We start from the raw sequence: 16,918 nt of genomic DNA on the forward strand, positions 1-16,918 counted from the left end.
TGCGGGGGCTTCACTCCCGCTGCATGTCCAGCAGACGTTTGACGCCTTTGCGGATGGACATCAGTCCGAAGTCGGTGATGCGAAGCTCGTCGAGGGGCATCCAGAAGCAGTCCGCCACGTCGTCCTCGGGGTGCAGTTGCGAGCTGTCCGCAACGGTGCAGCGGAAGAAGAGGTCGAGGGTGTGGACCATGAATCCGGAGTATTCATAGAGGTTGGGGATGGAGAAGCAGTACTCGGCACGTTCGACGGTGAGCCCCGTCTCTTCGCGTACCTCCCGTGCGACACCTTCCTCTCCGGTCTCGTACATGTCGATGAATCCCCCGGGGAGGTCGAGTGTTCCTTTGGCGGGGTCCTTCGCCCGTCGGCAGACGAGCAGTTTCCCTTCAGGGTTGAGGATGAAGGCGACCGTGGCTGCGCTGGGATTGAAGTAGTAGGTAAATCCGCAGTCGGCACATTGCTTGGCTTTGGTATTGCGCACCTCGAAGTGGGGTGACCCGCACTCGGGGCAATACCTGAATTTCTCTAGTGGATGCATCTTCTTCGTTCTTAAGTCGATGGGCAAAGATAATATATTTTGGGTGACAGGGTGCCCGGTGGAAGGTTTGTTTAGACACTTTATGACGAATGTCCGTGAAAGGGGAGTTTCCGGTGACAGACTGACGGGCATAAAAAAGGGGAGGACCAGTCTCCCGACAAGTCCTCCCCATCAAATATGAGTGTCTTAAATAAAAGTTGTATGTGCTTAGTCTTTCAGCTTCGCCTTGATGAACTCGCGGTTCAGACGGGCGATGTTGCTGATGGAAACGCACTTCGGGCATTCAGCCTCGCAGGCGCGTGTGTTCGTACAGTTACCGAAGCCCAGCTCGTCCATCTTGGCAAGCATTGCCTTGGCACGGCGTGCAGCCTCGGGACGTCCCTGCGGAAGCAAGGCGAGCTGGCTGACCTTTGCCGAGACGAACAGCATGGCAGAGCCGTTCTTGCAGGCAGCCACACAGGCTCCGCAGCCGATGCAGGATGCGGCGTCCATGGCTTCGTCAGCGTTCTGCTTGGGGATGAGGATGGCATTGGCATCCTGCGGTGCTCCGGTTCTGACACTGACGTATCCTCCTGCCTGCATGATCTTGTCGTAGGCGGAGCGGTCGACCATCAGGTCCTTGATGACGGGGAATCCGGCCGAACGCCAAGGCTCCACGGTGATGGTGTCTCCGTCGTTGAAGCGACGCATGTAAATCTGGCAGGTGGTAGCTCCGGTAGCGGGTCCGTGCGGATGTCCGTTGATGTAGAGCGAGCACATGCCGCAGATGCCTTCGCGGCAGTCGTGGTCGAATACGATCGGCTCCTTGCCGTCGCTAATGAGCTGTTCGTTCAGGATGTCCAGCATTTCCAGGAAGGAGGTATCGCCGGGGATGTCCTTCATCTGGAATGTATCGAAATGACCTTTGTCCTTAGGTCCGTTCTGACGCCAAATCTTCAGCGTGAATGATATGTTTTTGTCCATTTGTTTCTGTCTTTTAATGTTTAACCCTATTAGCTCTTGTAGTTACGTGTCTGCACCTTGATGGCTTCGTAAACCAGCGGCTCTTTGTAGAGTACGGGAGCCTTGTCGTCAGAGCCTTGGTATTCCCAGCAGGCAACGTAGAAGAAGTTCTCGTCGTCACGTTTGGCTTCGCCTTCCTCCGTCTGGTATTCTTCGCGGAAGTGTCCGCCGCAGCTCTCGTTGCGGTTCAGTGCATCGTAGGCTATCAGCTCGCCCATGGTGATGAAGTCGTTCAGGCGGATGGCCTTGTCGAGTTCCACGTTCATGCCTTCCTTCGAGCCGGGGATGAACAGTTCAGTCTCGAACTCCTTGCGGATGTCCTTGAGCTTCTCCAGTCCGGTCTTCAAGCCTTCGGCGGTACGTCCCATACCTACGTACTCCCACATGACACGACCCAACTCCTTGTGGATGGAGTCAACGGACTTCTTGCCCTTGATGTTCATGAGGTGGTCGATCTTAGCCTGTACGGCTTTCTCGGCTGCATCGAACTCAGGCAGGTCGGTCGAGAAGCGAGGAACGGTAATCTGGTCTGCCAAGTAGTTCTGGATGGTGTACGGCAGTACGAAATATCCGTCGGCAAGACCCTGCATCAGTGCGGAAGCACCCAGACGGTTGGCACCGTGGTCGGAGAAGTTGCACTCGCCGATGGCGAACAGGCCCTTGATAGAGGTCTGGAGTTCGTAGTCCACCCAGATACCACCCATGGTGTAGTGGATGGCGGGGTAAATCATCATGGGGTTGTAATACTTCACGCCGTTGATTTCATTGGCAAGTTTGCCGGGGTTCACGTCGGTGATCTCCTCGTACATGTCGAAGAGGTTGCCGTAGCGCTGACGGACAACGTCGATGCCCAAGCGTTCGATACTCTCGGAGAAGTCGAGGAACACGGCGAGACCGGTGTTGTTCACACCGAAGCCGGCGTCACAACGCTCCTTGGCTGCGCGGGAAGCCACGTCGCGCGGAACGAGGTTACCGAATGCCGGATAACGGCGTTCCAGGTAGTAGTCACGGTCTTCTTCGGGGATGTCGCTGCCCTTCTTCGTGCCTGCCTGCAGAGCCTTGGCATCTTCGAGCTTCTTCGGTACCCAGATACGTCCGTCGTTACGGAGCGACTCGGACATCAGCGTCAGCTTCGACTGCTTGTCGCCGTGTACGGGGATACAAGTCGGGTGAATCTGCACGTAGGCAGGGTTGGCAAAGTAGGCACCTTTGCGGTAGCACGCCATGGCGGCGGAGCAGTTACATGCCATGGCATTGGTTGAGAGGAAATAGGTGTTGCCATAACCGCCGGTAGCGATGACTACGGCATGTGCGGCAAAGCGCTCCAGCTTGCCGGTCACGAGGTTCTTGGCAATGATGCCACGGGCACGGCCGTCGATGATGACGATGTCCTGCATCTCGTAGCGGGTATAGAGTTTCACCGTGCCTGCATTCACCTGACGGCTCAATGCCGAGTAGGCACCGAGGAGAAGCTGCTGGCCGGTTTGTCCTTTGGCATAGAAGGTACGTGACACCTGTGCGCCACCAAAGGAGCGGTTGGCGAGTGTGCCTCCGTATTCGCGGGCGAAGGGGACACCTTGTGCCACGCATTGGTCGATAATGTTGTTGGAAACCTCTGCCAGGCGGTACACGTTCGCTTCGCGGGCACGGTAGTCACCACCTTTCACCGTGTCGTAGAACAGACGGTAGATGGAGTCGCCGTCGTTCTGGTAGTTCTTGGCAGCGTTGATACCGCCCTGAGCGGCGATGGAGTGTGCGCGGCGCGGAGAGTCCTGGATGCAGAAGTTGAACACCTTGAAGCCCATCTCACCGAGTGAGGCTGCGGCGGATGCACCGGCAAGACCGGTACCGACAACGATGATGTCGAGGCGGCGCTTGTTGGCGGGATTGACCAGTTTCTGGTGAGCTTTATAGTTGGTCCACTTTTCGGCGATCGGGCCTTCGGGTATTTTTGAATCTATAGTAGCCATAATATTCGTTCTATTTAAAAGGTTTGTAATAATGTATTAGCAGCAGAGTGATTTGAAGAAGTAAACCACAACCACTACGGCAAAACCGAGAACCACGAGGGTGGAGTACACGTTACCGATAGTCTTCCAACGCTCGAACCAGATCTTGTTGCTCCAGCCGAGTGTCTGGAGTGCGCTCCAGAAACCGTGCGTCAGGTGGAACCACAAAGCCAGCAACCATACCAGGTAGATGATGACGTACACCGGTGAAGCGAACGTGTAGGCAATGTATGCCGCACCGTCCGTCGGACCGAATTCGCCCAGGAAATGGTCGCCGATAATCTCGGCAAACTGCATTTTGTACCAGAAGTTCGCCAAGTGGAGGAGCAGACCGAGCACCACCACGAGACCCAGCACGAGCATGTTCTGCGATGCCCATTCTACAGTTTTGGGTTTTTGGGTCACGGCGTAACGTTCGTTACCACGCGCTTTTCTGTTCAACATCGTCAGCCAGAACGCATAGATGATGTGAATCACGAAGAGGGCAGCCAGTGCGACCGACGCAGCCAGTGCGTACCAGTTAGCACCCAGGAATTCACATACCATGTTGTAAGCCTCCTCGGAGAAGAGTGCCACAAGGTTCATCGACATGTGAAATGTTAGAAACAGGACAAGGGCGAGACCGGTAACGCTCATCACCACTTTCCTTCCAATAGATGAATTACTTAACCACATAAATAAATGAATTAAATTATTTAATTGTTAGAATTGAGATTTGCTGGTTTCAATCATTCCGCAAAGTTAAGAGAAATAGATGGATAGCACAAAGGATTAAGGAAATATTTCTATAATGTAGCGACGGAATGTCAACAGGGATGTCCGGGCAGGGCGGAAGGGGGTAGTAGCAGTGTCGGAGAAACGCAAAGGCACGCCCCCACAGTGCGGGCACACGGAAGAGAACCGTGTGGGAATGCTGTGGCGGCGTGCCTTGACAGGGGGTGACGGAAGTCCGTCTGCCTTAGAGCGGCATGTTGCCGTGTTTCTTGGGAGGATTGTGCAGGCTCTTGTTCTGCGCCATCTCCAGTGCCTGGATGAGTTTCGAGCGGGTCTGTCGCGGAAGGATAATCTCGTCGATGAGACCTTGTTCGGCAGCGCGGTAGGGGTTGGAGAAGTAGTCCTTGTACTCCTCGATAGCGGCGGCCTTCTCCTCGTCGCTTGCCTTGCGCTTGAGGATGTTCACGGCTCCCTCGGCTCCCATCACGGCAATCTCGGCGGTAGGATAAGCCAGGTTGATGTCTCCGCCGATGGTCTTGCTCGACATGACAATGTAGGCACCGCCGTAGGACTTGCGGGTGATGAGCGTTACCTTCGGTACGGTGGCCTCGGCATAAGCGTAGACAATCTTTGCACCATGGCGGATGATGCCGTTGTGCTCCTGCTCACAGCCCGGGAGGAAGCCCGGGACGTCCTCGAACGTCACGAGGGGGATGTTGAAGCAGTCGCAGAAGCGGATGAAGCGGGCTGCCTTGTCGGAGGCGTCGATGTCAAGTACGCCGGCAAGGAATGCGGGCTGGTTGGCAACGATGCCCACGGTGCGGCCACCCAGGCGGGCAAAGCCCACGACGATGTTCTTGGCAAAGTGGGGCATCACCTCGAAGAAGTACTGGTCGTCGACCACCGGCTCGATGATGTCCTTGATGTCGTAGGGCATGTTCGGGTCTTCGGGTACGACCGTCTGCAGGCTTTCGTCCTCGCGGTGAGGGTCATCGGTGCACGGACGCAGGGGGGCCTCCTCCATGTTGTTCGACGGAAGGAAGCTGAGCAGCTCACGGATGCTCATGAGTGTCTCCTCCTCGGTGTTGCACAGGAAGTGGGTCACGCCGCTGCGGCTGCTGTGGGTGTCGGCACCGCCAAGCTCTTCCTTGTCCACCTCTTCGTGGGTCACCGCCTTCACCACGTCAGGACCGGTGATGAACATGTGGCTCTTCTCCTTCACCATGAAGATGAAGTCGGTCAGTGCGGGCGAGTAGCATGCGCCGCCGGCACAGGGACCAAGGATGGCTGACAGCTGGGGGATGACACCCGAGGCGATGGTGTTCTGGTAGAAGATGGAGCCGAAGCCGGCGAGTGAGCTGATGCCCTCCTGGATACGGGCACCGCCCGAGTCGTTGAGCGCGATGATGGGAGCGCCGTTCTGCAGGGCGAGCTTCTGCACCTTGACGATTTTGGCGGCATTGGTGTGGCTCAGCGTGCCGCCGTAGACGGTGAAGTCGAAGGCGTAGACGAACACCAGGCGGCCGTCTATCTTGCCGTAGCCGCACACCACGCCGTCGCCTGCCAGATGGCTCTTGTCCATGCCCAGGTTGGTACACTGATGGATGACGAACTTGTCCAGCTCGTTGAACGTGCCCTTGTCGAGCAGCATGTCGATGCGCTCGCGTGCCGTCATGCGCCCGGAGGCGTGCTGTTTCTCGATGCGGTCGATGCCGCCGCCCATGGAAGCCTGCTTGTCAAGCTCCTCAAATGTATGGTAGATTTCTTCTCTTGTCATGTTTTGGTCTGTTTGTTCGTTTGTGAGTGGTGGAACGTGCGTCGGTGGGGAGTCAGAGGCTCAGTGTCAGCAGCACCTGGTTGCTGTTCACCGAGTCGCCCTCGTTGACGAGCACTTCGCGTACGGTGCAGTCGGAGTTCACCTTGTAGTTGCTCTGCATCTTCATGGCTTCGAGGACGATGACGATGTCGCCCGCGCTGAGCTTGTCGCCCGGCTTCACGGGAATCTTCACGACCTTGCCCGGCATGGGGGCAATGATTTTGTCGTCCTGCTTCTCTTCGCCGCCTTTGCGCATGCGCAGGTACTTCGCCTGTGTGTCCACGATGTCGACGTTGTAGGAGCGGTAGAACATGTTGACGGTGTAGTTCTTGCCGTTTTCGCTGCGGATGAGTTCAGCGTTGTAGGAGTTGCCGTTGTGCAGGATGGAGCAACTCCCGTTCTCTGCCATCACGATGTCCACATCGTAGGGTTCCCCGTCGATGAGGAACTGCACCTTGTTGCCGTCTTTGCTGACCAGCGTCACGTCAGCGACGCGGTCGCCTATATGTATTTCCATATCAGTCTGTGTCTTGGTTATGAATGAGGGGGAGGAGCCTCCCGTTTCCGTTGTCAGATGCGCAGTACGCCCTTTTGCAGTCCGAACTGCTTCCAGCGGCTGATGGGGCGATTGTCGCCCTCGGTGCCGGCGGGGGAATTCTCCTCAAGGTTCATCAGGTAGTCGATGTACGACGCCATCATGGCGACGTTCTCGATTTCCTCGTTGTGCCCGTTGGAGCGCTGGAGCATCTTGGCGTTCTTCTCGATGAAGAGGGTGTTGTATTCGCCCTTGACGAAGTCGGGGGTGAACATGATGCGCCGCAGGTAGCTGAGGTTGTTCTTCAGTCCGGTGATCTTGTACTCATAGAGCACGCGGCGCATCCGCTCGATGGCAAACTGCCGGGTCGTCGCCCATACGATCAGCTTGCCAATCATCGGGTCATAATATATAGGTATCTCGTAGCCCTGGTAGACATAGCTGTCAATACGGACCCCGATGCCGTTCGGCTCCGTGAGCTGCTGGATGATGCCCGGTGAAGGCATGAAGTTGTTCTCGGTGTCCTCGGCGCAGATGCGGCACTCGATGGCGTGCCCGCGCTGGAAGAGATCTTCCTGGCGAAGGTGGAGCACCTCGTCGTTTGCCACACGCAGCTGTTCCTTCACCAGGTCCACGCCGACGACTTCCTCGGTGATGGGGTGTTCCACCTGGAGGCGGGTGTTCATCTCCAGGAAGTAGAAGTGGCGGTGCTTATCGACGAGAAACTCGATGGTACCTGCTCCCGAGTAGTTGACGGCGCGTGCGGCGGCAACTGCCTTCTCGCCCATCTCGCGGCGCAGTTCGGGGGTGAGGAAGGGAGAGGGGCTCTCCTCGACAATCTTCTGGTTGCGGCGCTGCACGGAGCATTCGCGGTCGAAGAGGTGAATGACGTTGCCGTGGTTGTCGCCCAGTATTTGGAACTCGATGTGGTGAGGTTCCTCGACGAACTTCTCGATATAGACCGTGTCGTCGCCGAACGAGGACATCGACTCCGAGCGTGCCGTGTTGTACGCCTCCACGACCTCGTCTTCGCTGTGGATGAGCCGCATGCCCTTTCCACCGCCGCCCATTGATGCCTTCAGCATCACCGGGAACCCGATTTCCTTGCTCACACGCAAGGCTTCCTCGGCACTCTGCAGGGGCTTTTCCGTCCCCGGGACTACCGGCACTCCGGCAGCAATCATACGTTTACGGGCAGAGATTTTGTCGCCCATGGCTTCCATCGTCTCCGGAGCGGGTCCTACGAAGATGATGCCTTCCTGCCGGCAGCGGCGGGCGAACTCGGCATTCTCGGACAGGAAGCCGTACCCGGGATGGATGGCGTCCGCCTTGTGTTCCTTGGCGGCGCGGATGATGTTGTCGATGTTCAAATAGCTTTCCTGGGATGCCGCCGGACCGATGCAACATGCTTCGTCAGCATACATCACGTGGCGTGCTGCCCGGTCGGCTTCGGAGAATACGGCAACCGTCCGGATGCCCATTTCCCTGCACGAACGCATAATACGCACGGCAATCTCGCCTCGATTGGCGACTAAGACCTTTTGTATCATATCTTGTATTTTGTTGGATAATCAGAGCATTGCGCTTTCGGCGCGCAAAGATACGACAAAGCCGGTGAATCGATAGCGTTTGTTAGTTATATTTAAACATCGTAAAGAGTCTCAGACCATCATGTTCCGGCGGATGGAGAACTTCACGATGGCCATGGCATTGATGGTGCGCAGGGGAATGTCCTGGGGGGCATGGTGGGGGTTGTAGCTCACCAGACGGATGGACTCCGGCTGCTCCGATTGGTTGACATATTTTACGGTCAGGTACTCGTCGCCGTCGAGGTCAAAAGCCACGAGATACATCTCGCCGAAGATGATGTTGCTGAAGCTGTGTATCTCCTTGTAGCCCACTATGTCGCCAGACTTCAGCAAGGGGTACATGCTGTCGCCGCTGACGTAGACCGCCCCGTCGCACGACGGGATGTTGGGGATGACAATCTCCCCCAGCGCGAACTGGTGCTTGTTGGTGAAGAGCGTCTTCAGGTTGGCGGCAGCCGTCACGTCGTAGAGCGTCACGCTGCGGTCGTTCAGCGCCTCGGGCACACGCGGCGTGCGGAGCATCTGGACCTCGCCCTCGGCAAGGGGGTCGTGGCACGGGTTGTCGCGGTGTTCGGGGGTGCCGCGGCCCGTGAGCAGCCACGTCAGGTCCACGCCGTCGAGCTTGTTGATGAGCAGGGGGAAATCGATGCTGTTGCGCGCCATCCAGTTCGACACCGTTGCCTTCGACACGCCGAGGAAGTCTGCCACCTGGCGGTCAGTCTTGAATGTTTTCAGTTCTTTAATCCGACGGATGATTTCATTCACGTTGATTACATTGTCCATAGCCTGCGTTTTAAATTAGTTATTGGATGTGCCAAAGGTAGGTATTAAAATTGAAACCTTGTTCATCCGACGCGAAGAATCTTGCAAAAAATTTCAATTTTCCCTTACACCGGACGGTACCCACATTGTCTTTACTATGTAACGACCTTCGAAACGATGCCAAACGAGAGACAAGAACGAATCAAGTTCCTGGCGCTGAAAAAGCTTGCCGGGGTGTTGTCCGACGCTGAAGCCGGGGAACTCCGTGCGCTCTGTGCGGAGGACGACCGTCTGCGCCGTCTCGCAGACGCCTTGCTGTCCGAACAGCTCCGGGCGTCCGCTGCCCGCGACCGCAACCGGGAAGCCTGTCACCGCTCGTGGCAGGAGCTGCAACGGACCGTCCGTCGGCAGACAAACACCGGCTGGAAACAGTACCGCCGGTGGGGCTACTATGCTGCCGCCGCCGCGTTCGTCGGTGTCGTGGCTGGATGGCTGGGCTTGCAGAAGCCGCTTATCGTCCCGGGCATGGAGCCGGGGATGCTGACCGAAGCCGTGCTCTACGTGGACGGGCTCGACGGTCCGCAAACGGTGCACGATGTCTATGACTTCCGCACCATCCGTCAGGAACTCCTGCGCCGCATGGGCGACCGCCTGGAGGCGATGACCACGGGACAGTACACCCGCGTGTGCGTCCCCGAAGGAAAATGTTACAAGGTCCGCCTCAACGACGGGACGTGGGTTTACCTCGAAGGGGGTGCCTACCTGTCCGTGCCGGGCAACTACTCCGAGTCGAACCGCTGCATCAACCTGGTGGGAACCGCCCACGTGGCGGTGAGTGAGGGCGCCAAGCCCCTCTGCATCTACACCGGGAGCGGGGACGTCTACGCCTACGAAGGCTGTGTGGACATCCGCGGAGGAGGAGGTTCGGGAGCTGTCGAAGTGAGCGTGGACGGCGGCCGTGCCGAGGTCGTGTCGAGCCGGGAGCACCGGTTCCTCACCGAGCAAGGCAGGGCACTCGTCACCGGGGAAGGCGACGTCAGCCTGCACCCCGGGTCAGACCGGATGCACGTCGGCTTCTGGCAGAACAGGCAGCTCGACGAGATGAGTCTGGCGTACACCGACTGGAAGTTTTTCTAATAGGTAATGATAAATGATTGTTGAACCCCAATAACTCTACTGAAAGAATCCCCTAATCTTTCTATAAAGATGGCAGGCGTGCCATTGAAGAGTTAGCGCGAGATGCCGGTTTTAGGTTCTTCCGGGCATCTCGCGTTTTTATTATGTTCCCGCTTCTCCCGTTCGGAGGAGGAATCACATTGACACCTTTTTCACGGTTTTAGCATCACATTTTCCCGTTTTGGCGTTTTCAGCTGACGCGTACTTTTACAATTTTCTCCCTTCCAGAAAATAGCACGTTAAATAGTTTAAGATACGTCCGTCTAAATGGACAGAAAATAATGTAATTTTACATAATTACACTCTTTCTAACGCATAAAAAGCGTCCGCCGCACCCATTTTTACCATCCGAAGCACCTGTGATTGGCTTCGTACGGACGCGTCCGCACCACCGTACCGACGTGTCCGCACCGTCGTAGTCGTTCGTCCGTACGAAAACAGTCCTCTGTTCTCATTTTTTAGAGCCCGAAGGGGCACGATTCCCGATGTGTGAAATTGCGTCCGTCCGTGTGAAAAGACCGACGGAAGGGAACGGACGAAACGAAAAAGGATACAGAAGGAAAGAGAACAGGCAAAAAGGCTGTCACGACGCAAAACGCAAATCGCCCGAAAAGGCGCTCCGTGCTCACCAACTCGTATTTTGGTGCAACGAAGCCCCTTCTCGGGCGATTCATTTGACGTTTTGACAAATTGACACAACCGCTTTTCAATTGACAATTGACAATGGACAATTGACAATTGAATCGGTGCCAACGAATAACGCCGGGCAATTGGACCGGGCGACCAGACCGGTCGCCCCTACATTCACCGCCTTGGGGTCTCGTCGCCACGCCGCACGGCAATTGTCAATTGTCCATTGTCAATTGTCAATTAATCAGGCTATCGTGAAGTCCAACTGTTTCTTCTCCAGGTTCGCGCGTGCCACTTTGATGCGCACCGGGTCGCCCAGGGAGAAACGTTTGTGGCGTTTCCGTCCGATGAGACAGTAGTTCTTCTCGTCGAAGTCGTAGTAGTCCTCCCCGAGGTCGCGCATGGGCACCATGCCCTCGCACTTGTTCTCGTTGATTTCCACATAGATGCCCCACTCCGTGATGCCGCTGATGGTCCCGTCGTACACTTCGCCGATGTGCTCGCTCATGAACTCCACCTGCTTGTACTTGATGCTCGCGCGTTCGGCAGAGGCAGCCACCTGCTCCATGTCCGAGCAGTGTTCGCACTTGTCCTCATACTTCTGCTGCTGCACGGAGCGTCCGCCGGCGAGGTAGCGCGTCAGCAGTCGGTGCACCATCAGGTCGGGATAGCGGCGGATGGGCGAGGTGAAGTGCGTGTAGTAGTCGAATGCCAGTCCGTAGTGGCCGATGTTGAACGTGCTGTAGCGCGCCTTCTGCATCGCCCGCAGCGAGACGGTCTCGATGAGGTTCTCCTCCTTCTTCCCCTGAATCTCGTCCAGCAGGTGGTTGAGCGAGCGCGACACGTCGGTCTTGGAGCCGGCAGTCTTCAGCTTGTAGCCGAACTTGACGATGAAGTTCTTCAGGTCCTCCAGCTTCTCCGGGTCCGGCAGGTCGTGGATGCGGTAGGGGAACACCTTCGGCTTGGCACCCCCGCGCACCTTGCCGATGCGCTCGGCAACCGTCCGGTTGGCAAGGAGCATGAACTCCTCGATGAGCTTGTGCGCGTCCTTCTGCACCTTGAAGTAGACGCTCAGCGGACGACCCGTCGCCTCGTCTATCTCGAAGCGCACCTCCATGCGGTCGAAGTTGATGGCGCCCGCTGCCATGCGCCGTTCACGCAGTATCTTGGCGAAGGTGTTGAGCTGCATCAGCTCGGCGGCATACTCGCCCTGACGTGCTTCCAGGATGTCCTGCACCTCCTCGTAGGTGAAGCGTCGGTTGCTCCGGATTACGGTGTGCGCGATGTGCGAGTCGCGGACGTTGCCCTTGTCGTCGATGCGGAAGATAACGGAGTACGCCAGCTTCTCCTCGTCGGGGCGCAGCGAGCAGATGAAGTTGCACAGCCGCTCGGGCAGCATCGGCACGGTGCGGTCCACGAGGTAGACTGACGTGGCGCGCTTGAACGCCTCCTTGTCGATGATGCTGCCTTCCTTCACATAGTGGCTCACGTCGGCGATGTGCACGCCCACCTCCCACAGCCCGTCGCCGACACGGCGGATGGAGAGCGCGTCGTCAAAGTCCTTCGCGTCCTTGGGGTCGATGGTGAACGTCAGCACGTCCCTGAAGTCCTCGCGCTCCGCCAGGTCTTCCGCTGAAATCTCGGCAGGGATTTGCTCGGCGGCGCGTTCCACGTTCTCGGGGTAGGAGTAGGGCAGTCCGTACTCGGCGAGGATGGCGTGCATCTCGGTCGTATTGTCGCCCGCGCGCCCCAGCACGTCGATGACCTGCCCGATGGGGTTCTTCGCGTCGTCAGGCCACTCGGCGACCCGGACGACCACCTTGTCGCCGTCCTTCGCCCCCTTGAGCCGTTCCTTGGGGATGAAGATGTCGTTGGCGAGCGTCCGGCTCTCCGTCAGCAGGAAGGCGTAGTGGCGGTCGACCTTCAGCCGTCCGACGAAGGTGTCGTTGGCACGTTCGAGGATTTCGATGACCTCGCCCTCGCGCTCGCGGTTCTTGCGGCGGGCAAAGAGGGCGACGCGCACCTTGTCGTTGTTCATGGCGTGCGCCGAGTTGCGTTCCGCCACGAAGATGGGGGTGCTGCCGTCCTCGGGCAGGAGGGAGTTCTTCCCGTTGCTCTTGCGTTGGAACGTGCCCGTCACGATCTGGTCGGGGTTCTTGAGTTTGTAGCGCCCTTTCTCGGGTTCGCAGATGAAGTCGTCGGTGAGCATGTCCTGCAGGATGTCCAGGCACAGCATCTTGAGTGGGTGGGTGTTGAGCTTCAGTTCGGCATAGATGCGCTTGAGGCTGACGCTCTCGGGGGCGTTCAGCTGGATGAGGTCGGTGAGCTTTTCCACAAGCTGCTTCTTGGTCATCCGTTTGCCGCCCTTCTTTTCTTTCTTTACTTTCTTGTCTTTCTTTCCCATAGCGGTAGAGGTTTATGGCATACGTTCCGCACGCCCGGTCCGTCGGTGTGTCTCCCGGTTGCCCGGTCCGTTGCGTTCCGGGCTTGCGGACGTCATGTTTGCAGTCTTCGGGTCCGTCGTCCGCATCCCCCGTTCCGGCGCGTCCGTCGGGAGGGACCACAGGCAGGTGCCGGGCGGACCCGATGTACAAAGTAAGTGATTTTCTGTGATAGTTCATGAGCAAAACGGGCTTATTTCAATAAGATGTCTTATCTTTGCAGCGAATTTGTAACAAGAAGGCGAAAATGAAGATACTCATCACCGGAGCCAGCGGCTTCATCGGAAGCTTCCTGGTCGAAGAGGCGCTCCGTCGCGGGATGGAGACCTGGGCAGGCGTGCGTGCGTCCAGCAGCCGCGCGTGGCTGCAGGATGCCCGTATCCGTTTCGCCGAGCTGGACTTGGGCGATGACCGCCGGCTGGAGGAGCAGCTGCGCCGCCACCGCGACACCGAGGGGGCATGGGACTATGTCATCCACTGTGCCGGGGCGACGAAGTGCCGCCGCAAGGAGGACTTCGACCGCATCAACTACGACGCCACGTGCCGGCTCGTCCGTCTGCTCACGGAGCTGGGCATGGTGCCCCGGCAGTTCCTGTACATCAGTTCGCTGAGCGTCTACGGTCCCATCCATGAGACCGACTACGCACCCATCTGCGAGCAGGACACCCCCCGCCCCGACACGGCTTATGGCAGGAGCAAGCTCCGTTCCGAGGAGTTCCTGCGCTCCACCCCCGACAGTTTCCCCTACGTCATCTTCCGCCCCACGGGCGTGTACGGACCGCGCGAACGCGACTACTACCTCATGGCGCAGAGCATCAGCCGCCATCTGGACGTCGCAGTGGGCTTCCGCCGCCAGGACCTCACGTTCATCTACGTCAAGGACCTCGTGCAGGCTGTCTACCTGGCGATAGAGCGTGGCGTCACCCGCCGCGCCTACTTCGTGAGCGACGGTCGGGTCTATTCGAGCCGTGCCTACTCCGACTACATCCGTGCCGAGCTGGGCAATCCCGCCGTCATCCGGCTCACCTTCCCCCTGGCGGTGCTCCGCGCCGTCTCGGTCGTGGCGGAGACGCTGGCAGGGCTGGCAGGGCGCAGCAGCACCCTCAACCGCGACAAGTATCACATTATGAAACAACGAAACTGGCGTTGCGACATCACGCCCCTCGTCGAGGAACTGGGCTTCCGCCCTGCCTACGACTTGCAGCGGGGAGTGAGGGAGAGCATCGCCTGGTATAAACAACAAGGATGGCTTTAAACTTACTCCAACGTACGGAAACACGCCGTGGGCTGTTTCCCATCGAGGTGGTCAGCCTCGCCTACGGGGCACTGACCACCGTGCTCATATTGTTCCTTCACGAACGCATGGACCACCCGTTGACGATGGTCCTCGAACGCATCGGCATTGCCGTGATCACGGTGTTGCTCCTGCTCATCTACCAGCGCTACTCGTGCAAGCTCACGAGCTTCCTGCGCACGCTCTTCCAGCTCGGGCTGCTCGCCTACTGGTATCCGGACACCTACGAGTTCAACCGTCTCTTCCCCAACCTCGACCACCTCTTCGCCCACAGCGAGCAGGTGCTCTTCGGGTGCCAGCCCGCCATCGAGTTCAGCCGGCTGTTGCCGTCGGTGGGATGGAGCGAGGCGTTCAACCTGGGCTACTTCTCCTACTACCCGATGATAGCAGCCGTGGTGCTGTTCTACTTCATCGCGCGTTACCGTGAGTTCGACCGCACGGCGTTCGTCGTGCTGACGTCGTTCTTCATCTATTACCTTATATATATATTCGTCCCCGTCGCCGGACCACAGTACTACTTCCCCGCCATCGGGCTGGACGAAGTGGCGTTGGGACACTTTCGCGCCGTGGGCGACTACTTCAACCACCACTCCGAGCTGCTGTCTGCCCCGGGCGATGCCCAAGGCTTCTTCTACGGACTGGTGGAGATGTCCCAACAGGCGGGCGAACGCCCGACGGCGGCTTTCCCGAGCTCGCACGTGGGTATGTCCACCATCCTGATGCTCCTCGCGCTGCGTACCCGCAACCGTGTGCTTCCGCTGGTACTCCTGCCGTTCTACGTCCTGCTGTGCTGTGCGACGGTCTACATCCAGGCGCACTACCTCATCGATGCCCTCTGCGGCTTCGTCTCCGCCTTCGTGGTCTACGCCCTCGCTGTGAGTGCCTACCGTTTTTTCCTGCTCCGCGGAGCGTCGCTCCGTGAGGTGAAGGTGGAGAGCTGACGAGCCACGCACACATCCACTTAACTACATACTACTATGAGAAAGTACCTTTGCTTACTGCTGCTCCCCCTGCTGCTCGGTGCCTGCGCTTCGAGCCGGGAGGAAGCCCCCATGCCCTACTCCCAGCGCATGGTCGAGTCGCACGGACTGGGCGACTTCTACTGCAACCGCCATCACCAGGCGAAGCTGGACACCACCGGATGGGACTACGTGTCCGGACTCGTTGCCAACGCCGTCCTGAAGGCATGGCAGCTCTATCCCGAGAAGACTGCCTACTATGACGCCGTCAAGGCATTCGCCGACCACAACACCAATGCCGACGGGTCGATGATACTCAGCAAGAAGGGCACCTCCGCCCTGCGCCCGAGCAACATCGACGACCTCCCCGCGGGCAACATCTACTTCACCCTCTACCGCGAGGAGATGCGCAAGGGCAACACCCAGGATGCCGAACGTTACCGACGCGCCGCCACCCTCATCCGCAACACCCTCAAGTACAACCATTCGCGTATTGCCGAAGGACTGCCCGGCGCCGGCGGATTCTTCCACAAGGCGACTTACCCGAACCAGATGTGGCTCGACGGACTGTTCATGGGCTCGCCCATCTACGCCCAGTGGCAGTACACCTTCGGTGCCGACAGTGTGGACAACAATAACGAGAGCTGGAGCGACATCGCCCTTCAGTTCAAGACCATCCACCGCTACACCTATAACCCCGAGAAGCAACTGAACTACCACGCCTGGTCCGCCACGCCCGACGCGCCGGACTCCTTCTGGGCGAACAAGGAGGAACCCTTCAAGGGATGCAGCCCCGAGTTCTGGGCACGCGGCATGGGCTGGTACTTTGCCGCGCTGGTCGACGTGCTGGAGTTCATGCCTCGCGAGCACCCCGACCGTGCCGCCGTCGACTCCATCCTGCAACAGGTGGCTGCCGGCGTCGCCCGCTGGCAGGACCCGCAGAGCGGCGTGTGGTATCAGCTCATGCAGTATGACGCCACGAAGACTGCCGACGGCAAGGGCGACACCGTGGATGGCGAGACCTACAACGTGGGCACCGCCCCCAACTACCTCGAAGCGTCCGCCTCGGGCATCTTCACCTACGCCTTCCTCAAAGGAATCCGACTGGGCCTGCTCGACGCTGCTACCTACCGTCCCGTGGCAGAGAAAGCCTATGCCGGTCTGCTCAAGACCTTCATCCGGGAGAGCGACGGGCGGACGGACATCGTGCGTACCTGCGCTTCCGCCGGACTCGGTCCGCAGAAGAACCCCTCCCGCACCGGTACGGTGAACTACTACCTCTGCGGTAAGGACGTGACCATCGTGGAGAACGAAGGCAAGGCTATCGGCACGTTCATCCTGGCGTCCGTCGAATACGAACAGAGCAAGCAACAGGACACGACAGACAAGTGACCACTTCCCCCTTCGGGGATACATGCACGGACACGCCTCCAGGGACTATCTTCCTTGGGGGCGT

The 16,918-nt window shown here is 58.4% G+C and carries 13 protein-coding genes; 4 read left to right on the forward strand and 9 right to left on the reverse strand.

All coding sequences use genetic code 11. The features are described 5' to 3' along the window. Positions 1–10: 10 nt before the first annotated feature. The 8 genes from C8275_RS02595 to C8275_RS02630 form a co-directional block, all read right to left on the reverse strand. Complete coding sequence (locus C8275_RS02595) at positions 11–535, reverse strand: NUDIX domain-containing protein (protein ID WP_106483983.1); 525 nt, start codon at positions 533–535, stop codon at positions 11–13. Between the two features lie 207 nt (positions 536–742). Further along, the gene (locus C8275_RS02600; protein WP_022385930.1) at positions 743–1,498 is read right to left on the reverse strand and encodes a succinate dehydrogenase/fumarate reductase iron-sulfur subunit; all 756 of its coding nucleotides are present in this window, start codon (positions 1,496–1,498) and stop codon (positions 743–745) included. 29 nt (positions 1,499–1,527) lie between these two features. After that, on the reverse strand, positions 1,528–3,507 hold the full coding sequence (locus C8275_RS02605) for a fumarate reductase/succinate dehydrogenase flavoprotein subunit (RefSeq protein WP_106483984.1): 1,980 nt from the start codon (positions 3,505–3,507) through the stop codon (positions 1,528–1,530). A 36-nt stretch (positions 3,508–3,543) separates the two neighbouring features. Then, positions 3,544–4,221 carry a cytochrome B subunit gene (locus C8275_RS02610; RefSeq protein ID WP_022385928.1) on the reverse strand — a complete coding sequence of 226 codons (678 nt, stop codon included), beginning with the start codon at positions 4,219–4,221 and terminating at the stop codon, positions 3,544–3,546. Between the two features lie 283 nt (positions 4,222–4,504). After that, positions 4,505–6,037, reverse strand: coding sequence for an acyl-CoA carboxylase subunit beta (locus C8275_RS02615; protein ID WP_106483985.1), 1,533 nt, complete (start codon positions 6,035–6,037; stop codon positions 4,505–4,507). Between the two features lie 52 nt (positions 6,038–6,089). Next, positions 6,090–6,593: an acetyl-CoA carboxylase biotin carboxyl carrier protein subunit gene (locus tag C8275_RS02620; RefSeq protein WP_106483986.1), complete on the reverse strand. Its 504-nt coding sequence runs from the start codon at positions 6,591–6,593 to the stop codon at positions 6,090–6,092. A 53-nt stretch (positions 6,594–6,646) separates the two neighbouring features. After that, positions 6,647–8,161: an acetyl-CoA carboxylase biotin carboxylase subunit gene (gene accC, locus C8275_RS02625; protein ID WP_106483987.1), complete on the reverse strand. Its 1,515-nt coding sequence runs from the start codon at positions 8,159–8,161 to the stop codon at positions 6,647–6,649. A 111-nt stretch (positions 8,162–8,272) separates the two neighbouring features. Continuing rightward, a complete protein-coding gene (locus tag C8275_RS02630) occupies positions 8,273–8,983 on the reverse strand; it encodes a helix-turn-helix domain-containing protein (RefSeq protein WP_022385924.1) in 711 nt (236 codons plus the stop codon). Between the two features lie 156 nt (positions 8,984–9,139). On the opposite strand from C8275_RS02630, the gene C8275_RS02635 reads away from it, so the two are divergent. Next, positions 9,140–10,099 carry a hypothetical protein gene (locus C8275_RS02635; RefSeq protein WP_106483988.1) on the forward strand — a complete coding sequence of 320 codons (960 nt, stop codon included), beginning with the start codon at positions 9,140–9,142 and terminating at the stop codon, positions 10,097–10,099. A gap of 913 nt (positions 10,100–11,012) precedes the next feature. On the opposite strand, the gene rnr is transcribed toward C8275_RS02635, so the two are convergent. Continuing rightward, positions 11,013–13,172, reverse strand: a complete 2,160-nt coding sequence (rnr, locus tag C8275_RS02640; RefSeq protein ID WP_106483989.1) for a ribonuclease R — start codon at positions 13,170–13,172, stop codon at positions 11,013–11,015. 284 nt (positions 13,173–13,456) lie between these two features. Between rnr and C8275_RS02645 the strand changes: the two genes are divergently transcribed. From C8275_RS02645 to C8275_RS02655, 3 genes are read left to right on the forward strand one after another with little or no spacing between them, the layout of a single operon-like run. Further along, positions 13,457–14,464: an NAD(P)-dependent oxidoreductase gene (locus C8275_RS02645; RefSeq protein ID WP_106483990.1), complete on the forward strand. Its 1,008-nt coding sequence runs from the start codon at positions 13,457–13,459 to the stop codon at positions 14,462–14,464. Next, positions 14,455–15,444: a phosphatase PAP2 family protein gene (locus C8275_RS02650; protein WP_106483991.1), complete on the forward strand. Its 990-nt coding sequence runs from the start codon at positions 14,455–14,457 to the stop codon at positions 15,442–15,444. Before C8275_RS02645 ends, C8275_RS02650 begins: the two co-directional genes overlap by 10 nt. A gap of 36 nt (positions 15,445–15,480) precedes the next feature. Further along, the gene (locus C8275_RS02655; protein ID WP_234395688.1) at positions 15,481–16,854 is read left to right on the forward strand and encodes a glycoside hydrolase family 105 protein; all 1,374 of its coding nucleotides are present in this window, start codon (positions 15,481–15,483) and stop codon (positions 16,852–16,854) included. The last annotated feature ends 64 nt before the right edge of the window (positions 16,855–16,918 follow it).

This window comes from Bacteroides sp. Marseille-P3684 (assembly GCF_900291465.1).
GTDB lineage: Bacteria > Bacteroidota > Bacteroidia > Bacteroidales > Bacteroidaceae > Phocaeicola_A.

Bases quoted from the DNA above. Each gene is read 5' to 3' on its own strand.
- C8275_RS02615 (WP_106483985.1), bottom strand. From the start codon at position 6,037: ATGACAAGAGAAGAAATCTACCATACATTTGAGGAGCTTGACAAGCAG.
- C8275_RS02605 (WP_106483984.1), bottom strand. From the start codon at position 3,507: ATGGCTACTATAGATTCAAAAATACCCGAAGGCCCGATCGCCGAAAAG.
- C8275_RS02645 (WP_106483990.1), top strand. From the start codon at position 13,457: ATGAAGATACTCATCACCGGAGCCAGCGGCTTCATCGGAAGCTTCCTG.
- C8275_RS02610 (WP_022385928.1), bottom strand. From the start codon at position 4,221: ATGTGGTTAAGTAATTCATCTATTGGAAGGAAAGTGGTGATGAGCGTT.
- C8275_RS02620 (WP_106483986.1), bottom strand. From the start codon at position 6,593: ATGGAAATACATATAGGCGACCGCGTCGCTGACGTGACGCTGGTCAGC.
- C8275_RS02595 (WP_106483983.1), bottom strand. From the start codon at position 535: ATGCATCCACTAGAGAAATTCAGGTATTGCCCCGAGTGCGGGTCACCC.
- C8275_RS02655 (WP_234395688.1), top strand. From the start codon at position 15,481: ATGAGAAAGTACCTTTGCTTACTGCTGCTCCCCCTGCTGCTCGGTGCC.
- rnr (WP_106483989.1), bottom strand. From the start codon at position 13,172: ATGGGAAAGAAAGACAAGAAAGTAAAGAAAGAAAAGAAGGGCGGCAAA.
- C8275_RS02630 (WP_022385924.1), bottom strand. From the start codon at position 8,983: ATGGACAATGTAATCAACGTGAATGAAATCATCCGTCGGATTAAAGAA.
- C8275_RS02635 (WP_106483988.1), top strand. From the start codon at position 9,140: ATGCCAAACGAGAGACAAGAACGAATCAAGTTCCTGGCGCTGAAAAAG.
- C8275_RS02600 (WP_022385930.1), bottom strand. From the start codon at position 1,498: ATGGACAAAAACATATCATTCACGCTGAAGATTTGGCGTCAGAACGGA.
- C8275_RS02650 (WP_106483991.1), top strand. From the start codon at position 14,455: ATGGCTTTAAACTTACTCCAACGTACGGAAACACGCCGTGGGCTGTTT.
- accC (WP_106483987.1), bottom strand. From the start codon at position 8,161: ATGATACAAAAGGTCTTAGTCGCCAATCGAGGCGAGATTGCCGTGCGT.